The sequence below is a fragment of the Pseudomonas sp. UBA1879 genome, from assembly GCF_002338065.1.
Lineage (GTDB): Bacteria > Pseudomonadota > Gammaproteobacteria > Pseudomonadales > Pseudomonadaceae > Aquipseudomonas.
The window spans coordinates 488,086-504,896 of the sequence record NZ_DDHJ01000004.1; the positions used below are offsets into that span (position 1 = coordinate 488,086).

Sequence of the window (16,811 nt, forward strand, 5' to 3'; positions counted from 1 at the left end):
TACATTCCAAAAATAATCCATTTTACAGAGGCGCGCGAGTGCTTTTTCCCGCTGCTCGTCTCCTTGCGCGCATTACACGCGAAGGAGGGAAGGAAGGGTAAGGGCAGTATTGAAACGTGGATTTCTAGAATTTAATTTCAATAGACCACGGAAGCTGCGACGCGGCGTCTGACCGCTTCTCGTGGCTTGGGATTTTTTATCCCTTGCGCCTGAAGCTTTAGCCCATGTGCTGCTCTCACATCAGCTGAAGCCAGGCGCTCCGCCCAAGCGCCTATGGCAGATCGACAATCTCCACCCAGTTAGCCCCATGGCCGCCCGGGTAACGACCGACCTCACTCAGCTTGCCCGAGTCCGGATCTATCTTATAGACGGCCACTGATTCGGACTTCTCGCCCGACGCTATGAGAAAGCGACCTGAAGGGGCAATTTTGATACCCCGGGGTTGCAGCACGGTAGGGTAGTTGAGCGCGTAGGAGGGCGCCCCTGTTGTCGGGTCCAAGTTGAACAGCGCGATTTTGCTACCGGTTCGCTCTGTCGTGTACAGGAACCGCCCGTCAGGACTGAGCTGGATGTCCGCCGCAGCAATGGTGTTTCGCGCTTTTTCATTGTCCCGGGCGGCTATACGTGTCGCCGTGATTGCAGGCTGGACCGAACCCTGGATCAATCCGGAATCCGAAGGGACGGAGGCAACTGATGTAAGCGCGTGGAGGGTGCCTTTGTCTGCATCGAGCGCGTACTGGGTCACGGTGCCGGTCAATTCATGCAAGACGTAAACAAAGCGATTGTCTGGAGAAAACACGAAATGACGGGGACCTTCTCCCTGCTTCGTATGGACCACGGGCGGGACATTCTCGCTCAAGTGTCCAGTGGCAGCGTCGAAACGAAACTGCATGATCTGGTCGCTTCCGAGATTGCTGATGAAGACAAAACGGTTGCTGTGGTCAGCCTGAATCGAGTGGGCGTTCTTGCCCGTCTCGATGATTTGTTGCGCGGGCCGGGTGACCCGCCCATCAGCGTCGATTGGACTCACGGCGGCTTTATTACCCGAGTACGACGCGGTGAACAAGAATCGGCCAGTGCGATCAGTGGCGACGTTGGGCATGCTGTCAGGGAGCGGAGCTTGAGCCGCTTCAGTCAATTGGCCCGACTGCTTATTGATGCTGTAGCTGAAGACTCGCATCGGTTCCGAGCGGGTGACGGCGTACAGGTGCGACTTGTCAGGGGCGATGGCCATCGGCATCACCAGTTTCGCGGCAGGTACGGCGCCCATGGGCTTCAATGCGCCCGTCGCACTTTCCATTTCGTACGTCGATATGTTGCCGTCAATCGAGTTCGATACGTAAACGAACGTTTTGGACAGCGCGGGCAAGGCCACCAGCGAGGTGGAAACGAGCAGGGTCAGCGCATGCAAATAGCGGCGTTTTGTTTTCATTGTGTATTCCTCTCGGGGGAACTTGCGGCAGGAAAGCGGGTAGGTCACTGCCCGCTGCGGGTTTACGTCAAGGCTCAGGGTCGGTCGGTTTCAGTCCGCGGTTTTCCAGCCCGCCACATAGGCGAGCAACAGCGTCCATATCCCGAATATTCCCGAGAGCGTGAACAGAATCGGGTTCAGCGTTTCAGCGGTCCGGGTGATCCACTCACGGTGGTGGAGCAGAAAACCCAAAGCTTGCAGAACGACAATGACACCGCCCAATATCAGCATCGCGCTTATCTGGATCACAAATCCGCTGACCATCAGTCGAGCCAATGGTCCGCGTTTGGCAATAGAGTCGGGCATGACAGCCACCTCAGATGATTTCAGGTTAAACAGGCACAGGTAGCCAGCCCATTCCAACGCCGGTTCCTATCAAGATGAAGGGCAGGACGTAGAGCATGACCAGCGGCATGAATGTCTGGCTAGGAGGAACCTGGGCGATACCAGCCGCGATATAGATGGCGGCAGCGCCCGGTGGAGAAGCGCCTTCGGTGGAGGACGCAGTGAGGATCAGTCCTGCAGCCAGGTAAGGGTTGACCCCGGCATGCATCAACACGGTAAAGCCGATCCCGCCAATGGTGGCGACGGTAGCGGTCGAGTTCAGTGGGCCTGCCACCAGAATGACCAGCACGACCACAATGAGGCAGGCCACCAACGGCGATGCATTCAGGCCATTGAGCACCTGGGATAGCTGTTCCGCGAGGCCGAGTGCGGCCAAGGCTGCGCCTCCAGCGAAGGCGAACACGATCGTCGTGCCGATTTCCCGATACCGCGGGGCCGTGGACGCAATGAGTTCATACCAGGCGGACCCGCTTTTCGGGAGCTTGCGCCATCCTAGCAACAAGGTGAATCCGCCCAGCATGACGGGCATCCAGACCATGATGGAGACCGACTTGATGGCGTCTGCGCCGAGGCTCTTGCTCAGATGATCGCTCAATGGGCCCAGGGTCAGCAGAATAGGGACTGCGATGCCGAGGAAGATCAGAACCGTCCACCAGCCTTGAGCGAAGGTTTTGCGAAACCGCTCTATTTCACTGTCTTCGACTTTCCCGATCTTGAAGCGGCGAACAAAGAGATATACCACGGCCAGACGCCATGCCAGGCACCATGCGGATACGCCATACATGGTCAGTAGCAGTTTCTCGACAGAGATATAGGGCGCGACGGTGCCCAGCCCGACCAGGATAAAAAACGATGCACTGGGTGGTATGACCGTTCCCATGCCGGCATTACCTGCGACCAGCGTGGCAGAAATGTGACTTGGCCAGTGAGACTTGCTCATCCATGGAATCGTAACGGTGCCAACCGTCGCTGCGTTCGAGGAGCCGGAGTGGGCAATGGCACCGAACAACGCAGCACCGACCGTTGATACGTAGCCTGCGCCTCCAGGTAAACGCCCAAGCAACGAGTTCAGCATCGCGACCTGCCGGTCGATGATCCCGGTCTTGGCCAAAAGGGTGCCGACAAACGTGAAGGCGAGTGCCGAAAACACAACCTGCTCGGCGAACGCCGCTTTGATACCTTCCGCTGCTATCGCGAAGAACTGCCCTTGGCCAAAAGCGCACACCAGCACGAATCCGACGACCATGGCTTCCGCGATGCCTCTTTTGAGCACGGTGCTCCAGATGACAATAATCAGGATGTAACTCGCCAGCGCGATGACTGCGATGCCCATGGGTAAACTCCGTCTTTATTATTGAGGTTTGGAGCAGGATGGAGAGGGTCTGTGCTCAGTCCTGTAATCGACGAACTCTCAACCTGTCGGCGCTCACCTCAGCGGGCCGCGAGATGCCTAGCAAGGCCATGTTTCTGGAGAGTTCGGTGGCCAATATGCCGATGGCATGTTTGATCCCTGGCTGACCCGCCACCGCGCCCGCGTAATTCATGGGCCTTCCCACGAATACGAATTTGGCACCCAGCGCGAGGGCCACAAGGATGTCGGTTCCCCGGCGAAAGCCACTGTCAATCATCACTGGATAGAGGTCGCCAACGGCTTGTACGATCTCGGGCAGAACTGAAATGGGCGAGACACTGCCATCGAGCTGTCTGCCACCGTGATTGGACACGATGATGCCGTCGACACCCGCCTGTTTGGCCTTCTGGGCGTCCAGAGGGTCGAGGATGCCCTTAACCACCAGGATGCCCGTCCAGCGCTCGCGGATAAGCTTCAAATGCCCCCAGTTCAGATGGTCACGGGCGCCGAAATCGCGCATCACGTTAGCCGAGACGATAGGCGCGCCGCGCTTTACGCCGGAGTTTTCAAAATGCGGCATCCCGTGACGAACCAGCGTTCGTAACGCCGTGCCCATCAGCCATCGGGGATGTGTAAGGCCTTCCCACGCCAGGCTTAAGTCAGGCTTCAATGGAGTGGAAAAACGCGCACGAATCAGGTTCTCCCGATTGGCGGACACAGGCACATCAGCCGTGACCACCAGTGTTTTGAAGCCTGCCCGATGCACGCGCTCAAGCAGCGCCACGATCTTCTGTTCTTCTCCGGGAACGTAGGCCTGAAACCACGCATCTGGGTTGGCCTGCACAATCTTTTCCATGGGCATGAGCGAAGAGCCACTCATGATCGCCGGTATGTTGGCTTCGGCCGCTGCACGGGTCTGTATCAGGTCGCCTTCGAAAGCGGTCAGTGCGCTGATCCCCATGGGGGCGATACCAAACGGCGCGGCATAACGATGACCGAGGACTGAGGTGTCAAGGCTGCGCTGTGAAGTATCGGTAAAAGCACGCCCTAGCCATTCGTAGCGATCAAAATCCGACAGGTTCGCCCTTAGCGAGCGCTCGTTTTCGGCTCCTCCGCTGACATACGCGAAAATAGGCTTGGGAAGGAATCGGCGTGCTGCCGTTTCGAAATCATCCAGAGACAGAATGTGCTTCAGCCGTCTGGGTATTCGATAGCTCGCACTGGCATGCGGCACGGTGTGTGATGCCAGTGGATAGTCTTGAAGTCGCATCGGATGAGCCATCCCACAATTATTCTTGTTCCGGCCATCATAGGCGACCGACCCTCGAATAAAAGTTATTCTTTGTTGATCCAAAGACGAGGATTCCTCATGAAAATAGAGGCGTTGATGACCTTGCAGGCAACACTGGAGCGCGGCTCGTTTGCAGCCGCTGCCGAGGCGGTCAATCTATCGCCCAGCGCCGTCAGCTTGCAGATCAAGCAGTTGGAAACGTATTTCGGTCAGTCGCTGTTCGACCGATCCGGTCGTAGCGTGCGCCCGACTCGATTCGCGACATTGCTGGTCAATACCGTGGCACGCACGCTGGCAGATCTCGAAAATCTGCGTACTCAGCGTTATCCGTCGATGTCGGGTCGGGTCAGGTTGGGCGTCACAGGTTCGATACAGACGACCCTTTTGCCCAGGGCCGTAGCCGAATTACAAAAAAGGGCCCCCGGGCTTACCTTGCAGCTAGAGCGTGCCAATACGCCTGAAATGCTTTCGTCATTGAAAGCCGATCGTCTGGACGCCGCAATTCTCGTTCGCCCGCCGGGCGGCGGTTCTGCGCGGTTGTACTGGAAGGATCTGTTGTGCGAGCCAATGGTTTTGGTGGTGCCTGCGCACCTGGAGAGCATGGAGCCCGCAGACTACCTGCGACGCTATCCATGGATACGCCTGGACCGGAAGCTGGTGGTTGGCAGGATGGCCGCTCGTTTCGTGGACAACCTGATTCCGCACTGCGAGGCGCTCATCGATGTGCCGTCCGCCGACGCTATCATCGCCATGATCGGGCTTGGTTTGGGAGTGTCAGTGATGCCACGCCTGCGCAAGGAGCATTTGGCTGTGTATGCGGTGCGGGAAGTCTCTCTGGGTCCTTCGGCACCGACCCGACAGCTCTCAATGGTTCGGCGCAAACAGGACTCAGAGAACATCTTGCTGCGTGCTGTCGAAGAGGCGTTTGAGCGGGCTTGTCGCTAGCTTCCCTGAACGTGCAGTCGATTGCGAGCAGACCCCAAACGCCTGTTTCATTGAAGTCTCAAACGGTAAGCCTTGGCAGCGTTGCGGCTAAACAAAGCGTCTTTTTCATCCTCGCTGAAATCCGCGGTGATTTTCTTGAACGCGTTCCACAACACGCCATAGCTGACCATGCCTTTGTCGACCGGGAAGTTGCTTTCGAACATGCAACGGTCCACGCCGAAAATCTCGATGCACCGCAGCAGATAAGGTCCCCACAACTCAGCAACGGTCGTCGAGTCAGGAGGGGAGGCGCGCAGATCCAGGTCGAAGCCATTGACGCGCATCCCTAGCCCGCCGAGTTTGATTTGCACGTTCGGGCATTGCGCCAAGGCGCGCAACGACAGATCCCATTCTGCAAAGACCTCATTGCGCTTCCCTTTGTATGGACCCGCACCCAGAGGGCCTCCAGCGTGGTCGAGAATGATCCGCTGATTGGGGTGCTTTCTGGCGAGATCGATGACCTCAGAGAGCTGCGAGTGATAGGCCCAGATGTCCAATGACAGATCGCGTGCAGTGAGCTGCAAGATGCCCTGGCCGAATATCGGATCAAGCAGTATTCCACCCGGTGGCGGGATTGGATTGGAAATCAGAGTAGAGTCGCTATGCCAGGCTGTCGCGTTACGGATACCGCACAGACGTCCTGCGCCCACCTCAATCATCTCGTCCAGTACGCCTGCGACCTCACTGCCCAAGAGCAGGTTGGCACCGCCAACAATCCCTGCGCAGAGCTGAACGTCTGGCGGGGATTGTTCAGCAATGGCGGCTGCGAAACGCACCTCACCGACAGGCTTGAAAGCGTCGGGACGGTTCAGGTCATACATCGACCTGCACTGCACGTAGACGGTGGCGAGCACCCGATGGCCCGCTCCAACGTCGTCCAGCAATTCTTCGCCGAGGTAACGCTGACCCGGACGGTCCCAGAGATGATGGTGCGGATCGACAATAACGCGACGAGGGTCCAGCACCGGCTCCTGGACATCGGCCAACCACTCCGGCCGCACTGGCGCATGAGGTGACGCAGAGGCGTTTGTCATGAGTTCTGCATGCCCCATCGCCGTATGGTGAGCACCTCAATACTGCGAAATACCACGCCTTCCACCACCAGACCAATGATGATTACCGTTAACAGGCCAGCGAAGACGTTGGGTGTCTCCAACGCATTTCGGTTCTGAAAGATGTACCAGCCCAGCCCGCCCGAGTTGCCTGAGACGCCGAACACCAGTTCAGCAGCGATCAAGGTTCGCCATGCGAACGCCCAGCCGATCTTCAGGCCTGCGAGGATCGAGGGGATCGCAGCGGGTATGAGGATACGCAGCACCAGGCGCACGCCCTTGAGTCCGTAGTTGCGCCCAGCCATCAACTGCGTTTGGCTGACTGATCTGAAACCTGAGTAGGCATTGAGCGATACCGCCCAGAGAACCGAATGGACAATGACCAGGATCAGGCTTTGAACGCCTAGCCCGAACCAGAGCATGGCCAGTGGAAGAATGGCAATGGCTGGAAGCGGGTTAAACATGGCGGTCAACGTAGAGAGAATATCTGTTCCGATACGCGTGGACACTGCCAGGGTCGTCAAAACGGCGGCCAAGGCAACCGCCAGACCGTAACTCATCAACAGCACCTTCATGGAACTCACGACTGCCAGCGGTAGGACACCATTGACCAGATCACCCCATAGCGCTGTTGCGGTGGCGCTGAAGGTGGGAAACATCAGGTCGTTTCCCAGATAGCGTGCGTAAATTTCCCAGAGCACCGCCAGTGCGATCAGCACCAGCGTACGTCGCAAGCCTGCATGACCCATCCATCGCTCCAGTGGGCTGAGTTCGCGGGCGATATCTCCGATCTGTCCAACCGGTGAGGGCGTGTATTCGACATCAGGGCGTGATCGCAGAGGATGGTTATTCATGAGCGGTGTCCTGATCTCCGAACAGCATGTGATTGATCCGCCGCTGAAGGCTGGCAAAGCCCTCGCTTCCCTGGGTCGAAAAATCGTGCTCAACAGCATCCAGTTCGGCGCGAACCTGGCCGGGGTGAGGGGTGAGCACGAGAATTCGAGAACCCAGCAAAATCGCTTCTTCGATGGAGTGGGTGACAAACATGAGCGTGAACGGCGTTTGCCCCCAGAGCTCCAGTAGTTCCTCCTGCATCCGGCGCCGGGTCAACGCATCCAACGCCGCAAAGGGCTCATCCATGAGCAAGACTGACGGTTCCATTGCCAGTGCTCGGGCAATTGCCACTCGCTGCTTCATGCCGCCGGAAAGTTGATGGGGATAGGCGTCTTTAAACCGCTCCAGTCCCACTTTCGTCGCGACGCGAATGGCGCGCTCAGTGATTTCCTGAGCGGGGAAGCGCTTGGTCATCAGCATGGGAAACATGATATTGCCCAATACCGTTTTCCAAGGCATGAGCTGATCGAATTCCTGAAACACCATCATGCGGTCAGGGCCAGGCTTTTGAATGGTTTGACCGTTGAGCTGGATGGTCCCGGCGGCGGGCGGCAGAAAGCCTGCGACACTCTTCAGCAGGCTGGACTTGCCGCACCCCGAAGGGCCCAACAGAATGAAACGGTCATTGCGCTGGACAGTGAACGATACGCCATGGGTCGCCGTGATCAATTCGTCTCGTGTCTTGTATTGCAACGTAACGCCATCCACGCAGAGCAGCGCCTGACTTTCGACAGAGGATGGCGGAGTATTCAAAGAGAGGGCGTTCATGTCAGTTGCCTTCCCCTTTGGCCACCGGATCAAAGAACACCTGCCGCCAGTCGGTTGGTCCCTCCTTCAGTGATCCGGTGCGCACCATGAATTGCGCCAAGTTCATTACGCCTGAGGGTTGGACACTCCATTCATCACGCACTTTCGCGAGCATGTCCTGTGTCTGCTCGCTGGTCAGTTTTGAAGGCTCGCTAGCGAGAAAAAGCTCTGCAGCGCGCTGAGGGTTCTCGCGAATGAATTCATCTGCCTTGGCGATGGCCGCGACCACTGCGTCGGTCAGTTGCGGGTTTTGCTTCACAAACTTTCCGGTAGTCGCGAGCACGCCGCTGGTCATGCGCATGTTGAGCTGCCTGGAAAAATCAAACAGCTTGTGAACACGCTCGTCATGATCGAGCAGGTAACTATAGGGGTTCGGTCCGATGTAGCCCTTGACTCCTGCTTTGTTGATCAGACTGGCCATCGCATCTGGATGGGGAAGGGCAACCATCGTGCTGTCCATCTGATGAGCTTTCCCTTCACCAAAACTTTGCTCAGCCGCCATCTGCAGCAAAACTGCCTGCTGGCTGTTGGGCGCTGTGACTGCGATTTTGTCGCCGGGCTTGAAGTCCGCAAGGCTTTTGATAGTGGGGTCATTGACGTACAGACCGTTATCGCCGGCAACGAGCGCGCACAGCGCTTTGATATCCAGCTTGCCTTTGGTTTTCTGCCATGCGGTCAGCGTGCCGTACAAGCCGTAGCCGCCGATGTCGACGCTATTGCTTATCAAGGCGTCATTAATGGAGGCAGCGCCGCTGATACGCTTTATGACAAAGCGCGTCTCGGGCTGGCCGCGTGCGGCCGCAGCTTCGGTGAAGAACCCGAGTTTGTCGGCGACCGCAACAGGCAAATAGGCATAGCCGTACTGGACCGCGACCGTCACTTCATTTTGTTCGGTTTGTGCCTGAACACTAGACATAAAGCAGATCGCCAGCGCGATACCGAGTCCAGTGACTGCGAGCCTTAGGCGAGGGAGGGGAGTGGGGCGGCAACGTGCATCGACAGACATTGTGCAAACTCCATATTTGTTATTTTTGAAATGGTGTTTCCATTATCCTATGCAGGGATGATGGTTGCGTCAATTTCTATCAATTATTTGTGCGAAATGTATTCGAATGAGTGGATCTGTCGCTTCCAGCGCTTAAGGTATGGAAACTCCATTTCATTTCAAGGATTTTTCGACGGCGCTGATGAGAGGTACGCCGGGGGATATCTATCTGATATCCGAGGGGGGACACTGGGCAATGAATGTAGGAATTACCGAGACACCGAGGCCCGCGATAGCTGCTTCTCGAATGGCATCGCCGTAAGAGAATTCAAGCCGGCTGGTCACTGGTGGCACGGTGTCGCCGGTGAATCTTCAATAGTGCGCGTCTTAACGTTGGAGTAAGTCGCCCCGAAAAGCGTGAAAGCTTTTCAGGTTTTCGTGGGGTGCCAAGGCGTTCGAGCAGCGCCGGGCTGGTAACGCACACATGACGCACGGTTACGAGCCGTCGAGCCGTCGCGAAACAAGCGACCAGTCTGGAAGAAGTGCACTGCGGATGGCGAGATCGAAACCATTGCGTCCCAACTGCTACTGACGGACGGTGCGACTCAAGCGGTCGATTTGATGTTGCGTCATACAGCGCGACCAGGTGACGCTGCCATGGTGGACGACCCAGGCCATTTCAATCTCTTCAGCAACCTGCAACTGCAGGGCATTGATGCGCTACCTGTAACTCGTACCGCGGAGGGGCCGGATCTTGAACAGCTCGAAGCGTTGGCTCGCGAGTATCGACCCAAAGTCATGTTCACCCAGTCGGTGCTGCATACGCCGACTTCCTCAATGTGCCGACAACCCGTATTGCTGCGCTGGATCACTTGCAGCGAGTGATCTACGTCGGCAGCTCTTCGAAAACGCTGTCAGCGGCTGCGCGTGTAAGCTTCATTGCCGCTTCCGAAAAAAGTAACACACGACCTTTGTAGCATCGTCGCGCAGACCAGTTAGCGTTTCAGGATCAGGTGCATCTATCAGCACTTTGCCTTGGCGATGCGGAGCGCCGGATTGCCACCGGCCATTCGTTGTTCTCTAACAGATGATCGAAAAGGCTGACCAAGTCTTTTAAGGGGCACGATTATGTGCGCAAGGCTGACCTGATCATTTGAGATCAATGGTCGGATGACGAGCCTTGCCGCAATAGTGGGCTGCTCGCATGGATTTCCCGCTGGTGCATTACAGTGTAGATTCTGGCAGTGCAGGGAAACTGCAGAAGAGCCGTGCAAGGATCACTAATGCTGCTGTCAACCCTGACAGCTGTAGGCGTGAGAACACAATCAAAAAATGGACGTATACAATGAAAGAAAAAGTGCTTTGGCTTCTAATATCTTTGGTGTCTGGATGTTCGGTCGTTGCGCCTGAACGTGAGGCCGCTTCGAACATGATGGGAAGGAATATTGCTGAAGCCTATTCGAAATTTGGACAGCCCAATTATGTTGAGACACACGTGGGGAGTGCTGACGATAAGCTAAATGGTCAGAAGGTCTATACGTTTGAACGGTTCGGTGCGCGATACAATACATATTCAGCAGTCGGTAGCGAAACAGCACCCGTCAACGGCCAGTTAACTCATACAGAGTACATTCAAACTAACACCGTTCAAGAAAGCTGTACTGTGCGGTTATTTGCGGGGAAAGATAATATTGTCGATTACTACGAGGTGGCTGGAAATTGTGGACTTTGGGATGCAGGCTTCGGCACCACCGGACCGCTGCACCGTTACGGGATAAATTAAGGTACTGCGTTGAGCAGTGTAAAATTTTTTAGAACGATCGTAATCGCTTCTGTCGTCTCAGAACGTGTTCAGCAAAAAAGTCAGCATTGCAAAGAAAATCATTGGGAAGAGCGGCATGGTTTCAATGCGCCTGCCGCTGCTCAAAACCACCCATGCTTGAAAAAAGAGGGGGGATCTGAAAGGGATCAACCCGCAAACGGCCACCGCCGCGATGCAAACGAACTCGGTATTGAGCTCGACGGCTGGGCGAAGCAGCTACCCGATAGTGTGGTATTGGCGAGGTGCTTTCATCTTTACTATTTGCGGGTAGTGCGGTCATCAACAGCGGGTAGTGCGTTGATCACGATCCTCAAAACTGTAATCTCTAACGACTTGGGCGATGCGCAGGTGATAGTCATCGAAAACCTGCCTACGGCCTGCTAATTGAGCCGCACGATGCAGCTCAAGGCCGCGCCAACGCTTGATGGCTTCCTCGTCACGCCAAAATGACAGCGAGAGAACCTTTCCCGGTTCACTTAGGCTTTGGAAACGCTCAACCGAGATGAACCCATCCAGCTCTGCTAGCAATGGTTTCAGTTCACCGGCGAGTTCTAGATACCGCTCGTATTGATCCTCATGAGGCCATGCTTCAAAGATAACGGCGATCATTGCTGAGTTCCTGTTCACGATAAAAATGAGGGATGCGACCATTAAGCGAGGGCAAATAACGCCAACGGTAAGGATGAGCAGATAAGGCTGGTTGTAGATGCAGCCATGCCGAAATCGCCTCAGAGGCGATCGCTAATGCAAGTCGCTGGCCGGGACATTGATGTCTTCCTGAGCCGAAGCTGAAGATTCGTCGCTGCGTCCGTTTTACCAAGAGGCTATCGGGGTCCGGGTTCGCGTAGGGATCCCTATTGGCTGAAGCGAGCAACACTAGAACGGTATCACCCGCCTCCAAGACGCAGTCCCCGATGGTGCATCGCTTCGCAACGAATCGCCGGGTGTTTTGCACAGGCGAGTCGTAGCGCGCGACTTCTTCCACGAAGTCTGCAACGAGCGTCAACGTGGGTTGCATGTCTTTAATCAGATCAGGGTCACGATGGAGTGCTACGAGGGTATTGCCGATCAGGCCTGCGGTGGCTTCGCAGGTCTGTGACAAAAGGCCGATCAGGTTAGCAATCAATGCATCATGATCTGTCCAGGCGGAGGCTTCGCACCCGCTCTAGATATGACTCAAGAAGCGGCTACTTTCATCGCCCTGACCCAGCAGCGCGCTGAATAACTGACTAAGCCGAGTGGCTCCGGAATTCGCTTCGTCGAGTTGAGTGCTATCGCTCAAGGGTGACAGACAGGCGACAAAATTACGTGTCAGCCTCGCGACTTCCCGTAGCTGGCTGGATGGAAGGCCTATCAGAGCGGCAACGACAGAAACCGGTAACGTGAACATCAACTCATCTAGGTTTTCGACCGGGTTATCGAGGGTCTCGAACACGCGAGACACGATGTTCGCTATGCAATCTGTCTCGACAGAGGCCAAGGCAGGTTCAATAGCCATCCTGGGGCACAGGTGCTTCGGGCCCTCGTTCATGCGCATCAGACGACCGAAGATCACTCCTGCCACACCTTGCGCAATGGCAGGAGGTACCGGCTCGTTTAGCGGACGCACCAGACAGTCAGGATGCCCCAGGATGGCTTCGACAGCTTTGGCACTGCTTGCAATCCATAAACGAAGATCTGCATCGAACAGCAGGCCGTTTTGTCGCCTGAGACCTGAGTAATAAATGTAGGGATCTGAATGGGTAGCGGCTTCAAAAGGTGTCATTCCGGAAGTCCAGTTCACAAAGAACGGCTACTATCGAACATCCTTCATGGTGACGATTCGCTCAGGAACGAAATATGGATGGTCGAAGCATTGACACCGCGATTTCCAGGGTAGCCGGCGCTATTGCCGAGTTGGCCAGGACGAAAATGCTCTGTTCGCTGATGGACGGTCACGCCCGTACCAGTACCGAAATGGCCGTCGTCGCCGACGTGAGTGCATCTACGGCGAGCGCGCATTTGGCGAGACTGACAGAGGACGGATTGGTTAGGTTGCACACCCAGGGCAGGCATCGCTACTACAGTCTGGCTGACGCGCAAGTGGCTCAGGCTATCGAGGCGCTCATGGTGATCAGCCAAAACGCAGATACCCAATATGTGAGCACGACCCCAACCCGATTGCAGTTCGCGCGTACCTGTTATGACCACATGGCAGGAACATTGGCTGTGCAACTGCATGACCGTTTCATGGAAGTAGGCTGGTTAACCGTGCCGGTTTCTGGGGAAAGGACGTATCAGCTCACGATGAGCGGCGAAAAAGCCATGACCGATCTCGGTATCGAGATAGAAAAAGTAAAGGCACTACGGCGTCGTTTCGCGTGCCCTTGTCTGGACTGGAGCATGCGGCGCCCTCATCTTGCCGGTGCGCTCGGAGCGGCTTTGTTGCAGACGGCCATAAGCCGCAAATGGGTCATCCAGGACCTTGACAGTCGGGCACTCGCATTGACATCCAAGGGACGAAAAGAGCTGTCTGGCCGATTCGGGATCATGCTGGAAAGCGAGAATAAAATACAACGAGCAGGTGATGGTTTGGCTAGGCGCACTGTACGACGAAGGCACGCGCCCTAGTGTGAATTAAGTTACACCATTGGTATCGCAAGGATCGTCGCTCAGTAGGCGTCCTGCACCGGCAGCGTTTGAGTGAGGAAATGGAGAAGACATGTGGCCAACCAACCGCTTCGGGTCGGTAGCTGTCTGCCGAGGTCGGGAAGTCGAGCAGATCCAGACCGGTCTTTACCAGCTCCGGGTTGATGATGAGAACGTCGATGCCGCGATCAACCTGGAGAAACAAAGCTGCCCCGATATCAGGGCAGCCTGCGTCGGGTTCGTCGTATTATGCGACGCGCATGGTCAGGCCAGGCCTGAAGGCGTGTGCTCAGCGATGCCGAGTAATTGGATGGCCACAGCGTCGTCCGCCGGCGCAGGGGCATGCAGTGTTGCTTGGTCGCTCGGTGCCGTGGCTGCTGTGGAAGCAAATGCAATGCCGTCGCCTTTAAGGTATTGGCTGACATCGCCCTTGAATGACACCTGAAAACGGCTGCCGCTTTCATCGGTGTCATAGGACTTGAGGTAGGTACGGGCGCCTGCGGCATCAACCTCGACCCTCAGCGTATGGTCATGGCCGTTACCCAGTCCGGTGAACCCCAGGGCAGAGACGTCAATGCGGTCCTCTCCCGAAAAATCCAGGATCAAGTCGGATTGGCTAAGGCCGTCCCGTTGATAGCTGTCGTTAAGGTGGTCGTAGACAAAAGTGTCAGCACCCGCGCCCCCCGTGAGGGTATTGGCCCCTGGACCACTGTTGATGATGTCTGCCCCGCTGTTAGTGATGATCCGATCTTGAGTGAGGTACTGGCTGACATCCCCTTCAAAAGCCAGCTGAAAGCGGTCACCTCCTTCGTCGTATGCGTAAGACTTGAGATAGGTGCGGGTACCTGCGTCGTTGACCTCGACTCTCAACGTATGATCGTGGCCATTGCCTAATCCGGTGAATCCTAAGGCAGATACATCAATGCGGTCGTCGCTTGAGAAGTCCAGGATCAAATCTGAAAAGCTCGTACCGCCGCCTTCATGACTCTCGCTAATATTCGAAAAAACGAAAGTGTCGGCACCCTTGCCGCCCGCGAGTGTGTCGCGGCCCAATCCACCGGCTATGACGTCATTGCCGTCGTCGCCGTACAGGTGGTCATTGCCCCCGCCGCCGTAGATGACGTCGTCACCGCCTGCGCCATGAATGCTTTCGCCAATGGCAGTGCCGTTTAAGACATCCGGGCCGTCAGTCCCGGCCACGAGTAGGGTGTCGGTATCAGTCGCTGTGGGTTTAACCAGGCTCATGATTTACTCCAATGGTTGAAATTTGCAGGACGCTCACGATGCCGCGCACGCTTGGCATCGTTCGCCGACTGTTTCAAACATGAGTCAGACCGCGCGAATGCCTCGGCATTTGATTAGCCGCGCGTGCGCCGATGAAGGGTATGTCTGCAGATTCTGCAATGGAGGATCGGATGCGTAAGCTATCGCGTCACCATGGCCCCAGGCCCGTCCGGCTCAGCTGCGATTATTCGCGCCAACTTCAGCTGATGAATGGTCAAGTTTGAGAGCAGCGTTGTCCGGAGGGTTTGAACAGCTCAATCTCTGATGCACTGAACTGCGCTACACCACTTCAGGCACAGCAATAGGGCCTAGTATCCGCAGGTATAGGCTGACGGTGGTGCCTTCTCCCTGCGCGGTCTCAACACGCACGTCACCACCGGATTTGAAGGCAAAATCCTTCGCTTGTGCCAAGCCCAGGCCGGTGCCTTTGCCAACAGGTTTTGTCGTGAAGAACGGCTCGAATGCCCTGGCCACTGTTTCCGCAGCCATTCCGGGTCCGTCATCGCATACGCTTAAAACGATATAGTCGCCCGCCGCCAATGTTGGATCGCTCTCCACATGCTGCCATCGAGTCGCTACGTGAATGCGGCCCACACCGGTAATCGCATCTTGCGCGTTGGATAAGAGGTTCATAACGACCGCATGCAATTGGACTTCGACGCACATCACGCCCCATCCCCATGCAGTGAAATCGAATGAAAGGGTGATATGGGGGCCCACGGCGTTTCGCATTGAAGCCTGCGCGGCATGGAGACGCGAGGATATGTCGATGCAGATAACCTCCGGACCGTCCCCGCGTACACTCGATAGCAGATAGTGTATGAGCTGACGGCCTTGCTCGATGGATTGCAAACCTGCCGCAGCAAAGCGTTCCACATCTACCGGACGCCGTGACCGCAGACGCATCATTTCGAGCGCGGTTCCTACGCCTTGGAGCAGATTGTTGAAGTCATGGGCGATGCTGGCGGTGAGCATACCCAGCGAAGAAATGCGTTTGGAGTGGTCAAGTTGCGACTTTGCCTCATCGCGGCTGTGCGCGAGTCGATCGAGCTGACTGTGCAGTCGTGTCACTTGTTCGTCGCGCTGAAGCTGGAGAAGTCGTGCGTCGAGCAATGCGGCAGCCTGACGCGCCAGCGCCTGCAACGCGGTAACCTGAGATTCGGACAACTGTCGAGGCTTCACGTCGATGACGCAGACTGTGCCCAACGCGTGGCCGTCCTCCGTGACGATCGGCGCGCCGGCATAGAAACGTATATAAGGAGGGCCGTTTACCAGAGGACTGTAGGCAAAACGCGCATCTGCAGTAGCGTCTTCTATCACCATGACGTCAGTGGGTTGGAGAATGGCGTGAGCACAGAACGCCAGGTCTCTGTGTGTTTCCTGCACGTCCAGGCCGATACAGGATTTGAACCACTGGCGGTCGCGGTCAACGAGAGAAACCAATGCGATTGGCACATCACACAGGGTCGTGGCCAGTAGCACGATGTCCTCAAACACCTTTTCAGGAACACTGTCCAGTACCTTCAGGTGTTCTAGCGATTGGACCCGTTCTTCCTCGTTGAAAGGGAAGGGCGCTGGTTGATGGGCCATTGCTTTACCAAAGGATGAAATATTCGTTTCGCATGATGCGCCGGGCCGCCGTCTGTCGCAAGGACAGTCATCTGTCTAGATATTGACTGGCGCCTTTCGTTCAACCGCTTAGCATTAAGGACTGCTCGCTTGCCGGGCGCCCGGGATGAGTCTTTGACGATTTCAATCAGCCGTTCACCGGCATATGCAACTGTCGCGCAACCTGTATGTCTGACCCATCCGTGAAATCAGCTGTAGCAGCAGCCCGCGCATCTCGCTGATACTTCAGCCGCGAGCGTGCGCTGCGCGAGTAATAGAATTCTAATAA

15 protein-coding genes and 2 pseudogenes are annotated in these 16,811 nt (G+C 56.2%); 4 read left to right on the plus strand and 13 right to left on the minus strand.

What is annotated here, in order from left to right; genetic code table 11:
• Positions 1-271 precede the first annotated feature (271 nt).
• The 4 genes from B3N48_RS05370 to B3N48_RS05385 all read right to left on the minus strand — a co-directional run bounded on the left by B3N48_RS05370 (position 272) and on the right by B3N48_RS05385 (position 4,449).
• Positions 272-1,432 (minus strand): lactonase family protein, encoded by a 1,161-nt coding sequence (locus B3N48_RS05370; RefSeq protein WP_296180378.1) that lies wholly within the window; start codon positions 1,430-1,432, stop codon positions 272-274.
• 90 nt (positions 1,433-1,522) lie between these two features.
• The gene (locus B3N48_RS05375; RefSeq protein WP_296180381.1) at positions 1,523-1,777 is read right to left on the minus strand and encodes a hypothetical protein; all 255 of its coding nucleotides are present in this window, start codon (positions 1,775-1,777) and stop codon (positions 1,523-1,525) included.
• 25 nt (positions 1,778-1,802) lie between these two features.
• Positions 1,803-3,149: a TRAP transporter large permease subunit gene (locus B3N48_RS05380; protein WP_296180383.1), complete on the minus strand. Its 1,347-nt coding sequence runs from the start codon at positions 3,147-3,149 to the stop codon at positions 1,803-1,805.
• 55 nt (positions 3,150-3,204) lie between these two features.
• Entirely contained in the window at positions 3,205-4,449 is a 1,245-nt protein-coding gene (locus B3N48_RS05385) for an alpha-hydroxy acid oxidase (protein ID WP_296180385.1), read from the minus strand.
• On the opposite strand from B3N48_RS05385, the gene B3N48_RS05390 reads away from it, so the two are divergent.
• A complete protein-coding gene (locus B3N48_RS05390) occupies positions 4,441-5,403 on the plus strand; it encodes a LysR family transcriptional regulator (protein ID WP_296180388.1) in 963 nt (320 codons plus the stop codon). The two genes, B3N48_RS05385 and B3N48_RS05390, sit on opposite strands and share 9 nt — an antisense overlap.
• Positions 5,404-5,450: 47 nt before the next feature.
• Here the strand turns inward: B3N48_RS05390 and B3N48_RS05395 are convergent, their stop codons facing one another.
• Genes B3N48_RS05395 through B3N48_RS05410 form a run of 4 tightly spaced genes read right to left on the minus strand, consistent with a single transcriptional unit; the run spans position 5,451 to position 9,201 of the window.
• Positions 5,451-6,494: an amidohydrolase family protein gene (locus B3N48_RS05395; RefSeq protein ID WP_349677020.1), complete on the minus strand. Its 1,044-nt coding sequence runs from the start codon at positions 6,492-6,494 to the stop codon at positions 5,451-5,453.
• Positions 6,473-7,348 (minus strand): ABC transporter permease, encoded by an 876-nt coding sequence (locus B3N48_RS05400; RefSeq protein WP_296180394.1) that lies wholly within the window; start codon positions 7,346-7,348, stop codon positions 6,473-6,475. The genes B3N48_RS05395 and B3N48_RS05400 overlap by 22 nt, the downstream gene beginning before the upstream one ends.
• Complete coding sequence (locus B3N48_RS05405; protein ID WP_296180397.1) at positions 7,341-8,156, minus strand: ABC transporter ATP-binding protein; 816 nt, start codon at positions 8,154-8,156, stop codon at positions 7,341-7,343. Before B3N48_RS05405 ends, B3N48_RS05400 begins: the two co-directional genes overlap by 8 nt.
• 1 nt (position 8,157) lies before the next feature.
• A complete protein-coding gene (locus B3N48_RS05410; protein ID WP_296180401.1) occupies positions 8,158-9,201 on the minus strand; it encodes an ABC transporter substrate-binding protein in 1,044 nt (347 codons plus the stop codon).
• A 549-nt stretch (positions 9,202-9,750) separates the two neighbouring features.
• Here B3N48_RS05410 and B3N48_RS05415 point away from each other — a divergent pair.
• Together B3N48_RS05415 and B3N48_RS05420 are read left to right on the plus strand one after the other, a co-directional pair.
• Complete coding sequence (locus B3N48_RS05415; RefSeq protein ID WP_296181612.1) at positions 9,751-10,065, plus strand: aminotransferase class I/II-fold pyridoxal phosphate-dependent enzyme; 315 nt, start codon at positions 9,751-9,753, stop codon at positions 10,063-10,065.
• A 319-nt stretch (positions 10,066-10,384) separates the two neighbouring features.
• Complete coding sequence (locus B3N48_RS05420) at positions 10,385-10,963, plus strand: hypothetical protein (RefSeq protein ID WP_296180404.1); 579 nt, start codon at positions 10,385-10,387, stop codon at positions 10,961-10,963.
• 318 nt (positions 10,964-11,281) lie between these two features.
• Here the strand turns inward: B3N48_RS05420 and B3N48_RS05425 are convergent, their stop codons facing one another.
• Positions 11,282-11,611, minus strand: coding sequence for an antibiotic biosynthesis monooxygenase family protein (locus B3N48_RS05425; protein WP_296180407.1), 330 nt, complete (start codon positions 11,609-11,611; stop codon positions 11,282-11,284).
• A pseudogene (locus tag B3N48_RS05430) lies at positions 11,592-12,767 on the minus strand (cytochrome P450). Before B3N48_RS05430 ends, B3N48_RS05425 begins: the two are co-directional and overlap by 20 nt.
• Positions 12,768-12,841: 74 nt before the next feature.
• Between B3N48_RS05430 and B3N48_RS05435 the strand changes: the two are divergent.
• Positions 12,842-13,612: an ArsR/SmtB family transcription factor gene (locus B3N48_RS05435; protein ID WP_296180409.1), complete on the plus strand. Its 771-nt coding sequence runs from the start codon at positions 12,842-12,844 to the stop codon at positions 13,610-13,612.
• A 127-nt stretch (positions 13,613-13,739) separates the two neighbouring features.
• On the opposite strand, the pseudogene B3N48_RS26815 reads toward B3N48_RS05435, so the two are convergent.
• The 3 genes and pseudogenes from B3N48_RS26815 to B3N48_RS05445 form a co-directional block, all read right to left on the minus strand.
• Positions 13,740-13,826: pseudogene (locus B3N48_RS26815) on the minus strand (DEAD/DEAH box helicase); the annotation flags it as partial.
• A gap of 68 nt (positions 13,827-13,894) precedes the next feature.
• Positions 13,895-14,875, minus strand: a complete 981-nt coding sequence (locus B3N48_RS05440; RefSeq protein ID WP_296180412.1) for a M10 family metallopeptidase C-terminal domain-containing protein — start codon at positions 14,873-14,875, stop codon at positions 13,895-13,897.
• 318 nt (positions 14,876-15,193) lie between these two features.
• Positions 15,194-16,504, minus strand: coding sequence for a GAF domain-containing hybrid sensor histidine kinase/response regulator (locus B3N48_RS05445; protein ID WP_296180414.1), 1,311 nt, complete (start codon positions 16,502-16,504; stop codon positions 15,194-15,196).
• Between the last annotated feature and the right edge of the window lie 307 nt (positions 16,505-16,811).

What these genes read in the sequence shown, in the direction of transcription:
- B3N48_RS05370 (WP_296180378.1), bottom strand. Translation starts at nt 1,432, where the DNA reads ATGAAAACAAAACGCCGCTATTTGCATGCGCTGACCCTGCTCGTTTCC.
- B3N48_RS05375 (WP_296180381.1), bottom strand. Translation starts at nt 1,777, where the DNA reads ATGCCCGACTCTATTGCCAAACGCGGACCATTGGCTCGACTGATGGTC.
- B3N48_RS05380 (WP_296180383.1), bottom strand. Translation starts at nt 3,149, where the DNA reads ATGGGCATCGCAGTCATCGCGCTGGCGAGTTACATCCTGATTATTGTC.
- B3N48_RS05390 (WP_296180388.1), top strand. Translation starts at nt 4,441, where the DNA reads ATGAGCCATCCCACAATTATTCTTGTTCCGGCCATCATAGGCGACCGA.
- B3N48_RS05385 (WP_296180385.1), bottom strand. Translation starts at nt 4,449, where the DNA reads ATGGCTCATCCGATGCGACTTCAAGACTATCCACTGGCATCACACACC.
- B3N48_RS05395 (WP_349677020.1), bottom strand. Translation starts at nt 6,494, where the DNA reads ATGGGGCATGCAGAACTCATGACAAACGCCTCTGCGTCACCTCATGCG.
- B3N48_RS05400 (WP_296180394.1), bottom strand. Translation starts at nt 7,348, where the DNA reads ATGAATAACCATCCTCTGCGATCACGCCCTGATGTCGAATACACGCCC.
- B3N48_RS05405 (WP_296180397.1), bottom strand. Translation starts at nt 8,156, where the DNA reads ATGAACGCCCTCTCTTTGAATACTCCGCCATCCTCTGTCGAAAGTCAG.
- B3N48_RS05410 (WP_296180401.1), bottom strand. Translation starts at nt 9,201, where the DNA reads ATGTCTGTCGATGCACGTTGCCGCCCCACTCCCCTCCCTCGCCTAAGG.
- B3N48_RS05420 (WP_296180404.1), top strand. Translation starts at nt 10,385, where the DNA reads ATGGATTTCCCGCTGGTGCATTACAGTGTAGATTCTGGCAGTGCAGGG.
- B3N48_RS05425 (WP_296180407.1), bottom strand. Translation starts at nt 11,611, where the DNA reads ATGATCGCCGTTATCTTTGAAGCATGGCCTCATGAGGATCAATACGAG.
- B3N48_RS05435 (WP_296180409.1), top strand. Translation starts at nt 12,842, where the DNA reads ATGGATGGTCGAAGCATTGACACCGCGATTTCCAGGGTAGCCGGCGCT.
- B3N48_RS05440 (WP_296180412.1), bottom strand. Translation starts at nt 14,875, where the DNA reads ATGAGCCTGGTTAAACCCACAGCGACTGATACCGACACCCTACTCGTG.
- B3N48_RS05445 (WP_296180414.1), bottom strand. Translation starts at nt 16,504, where the DNA reads ATGGCCCATCAACCAGCGCCCTTCCCTTTCAACGAGGAAGAACGGGTC.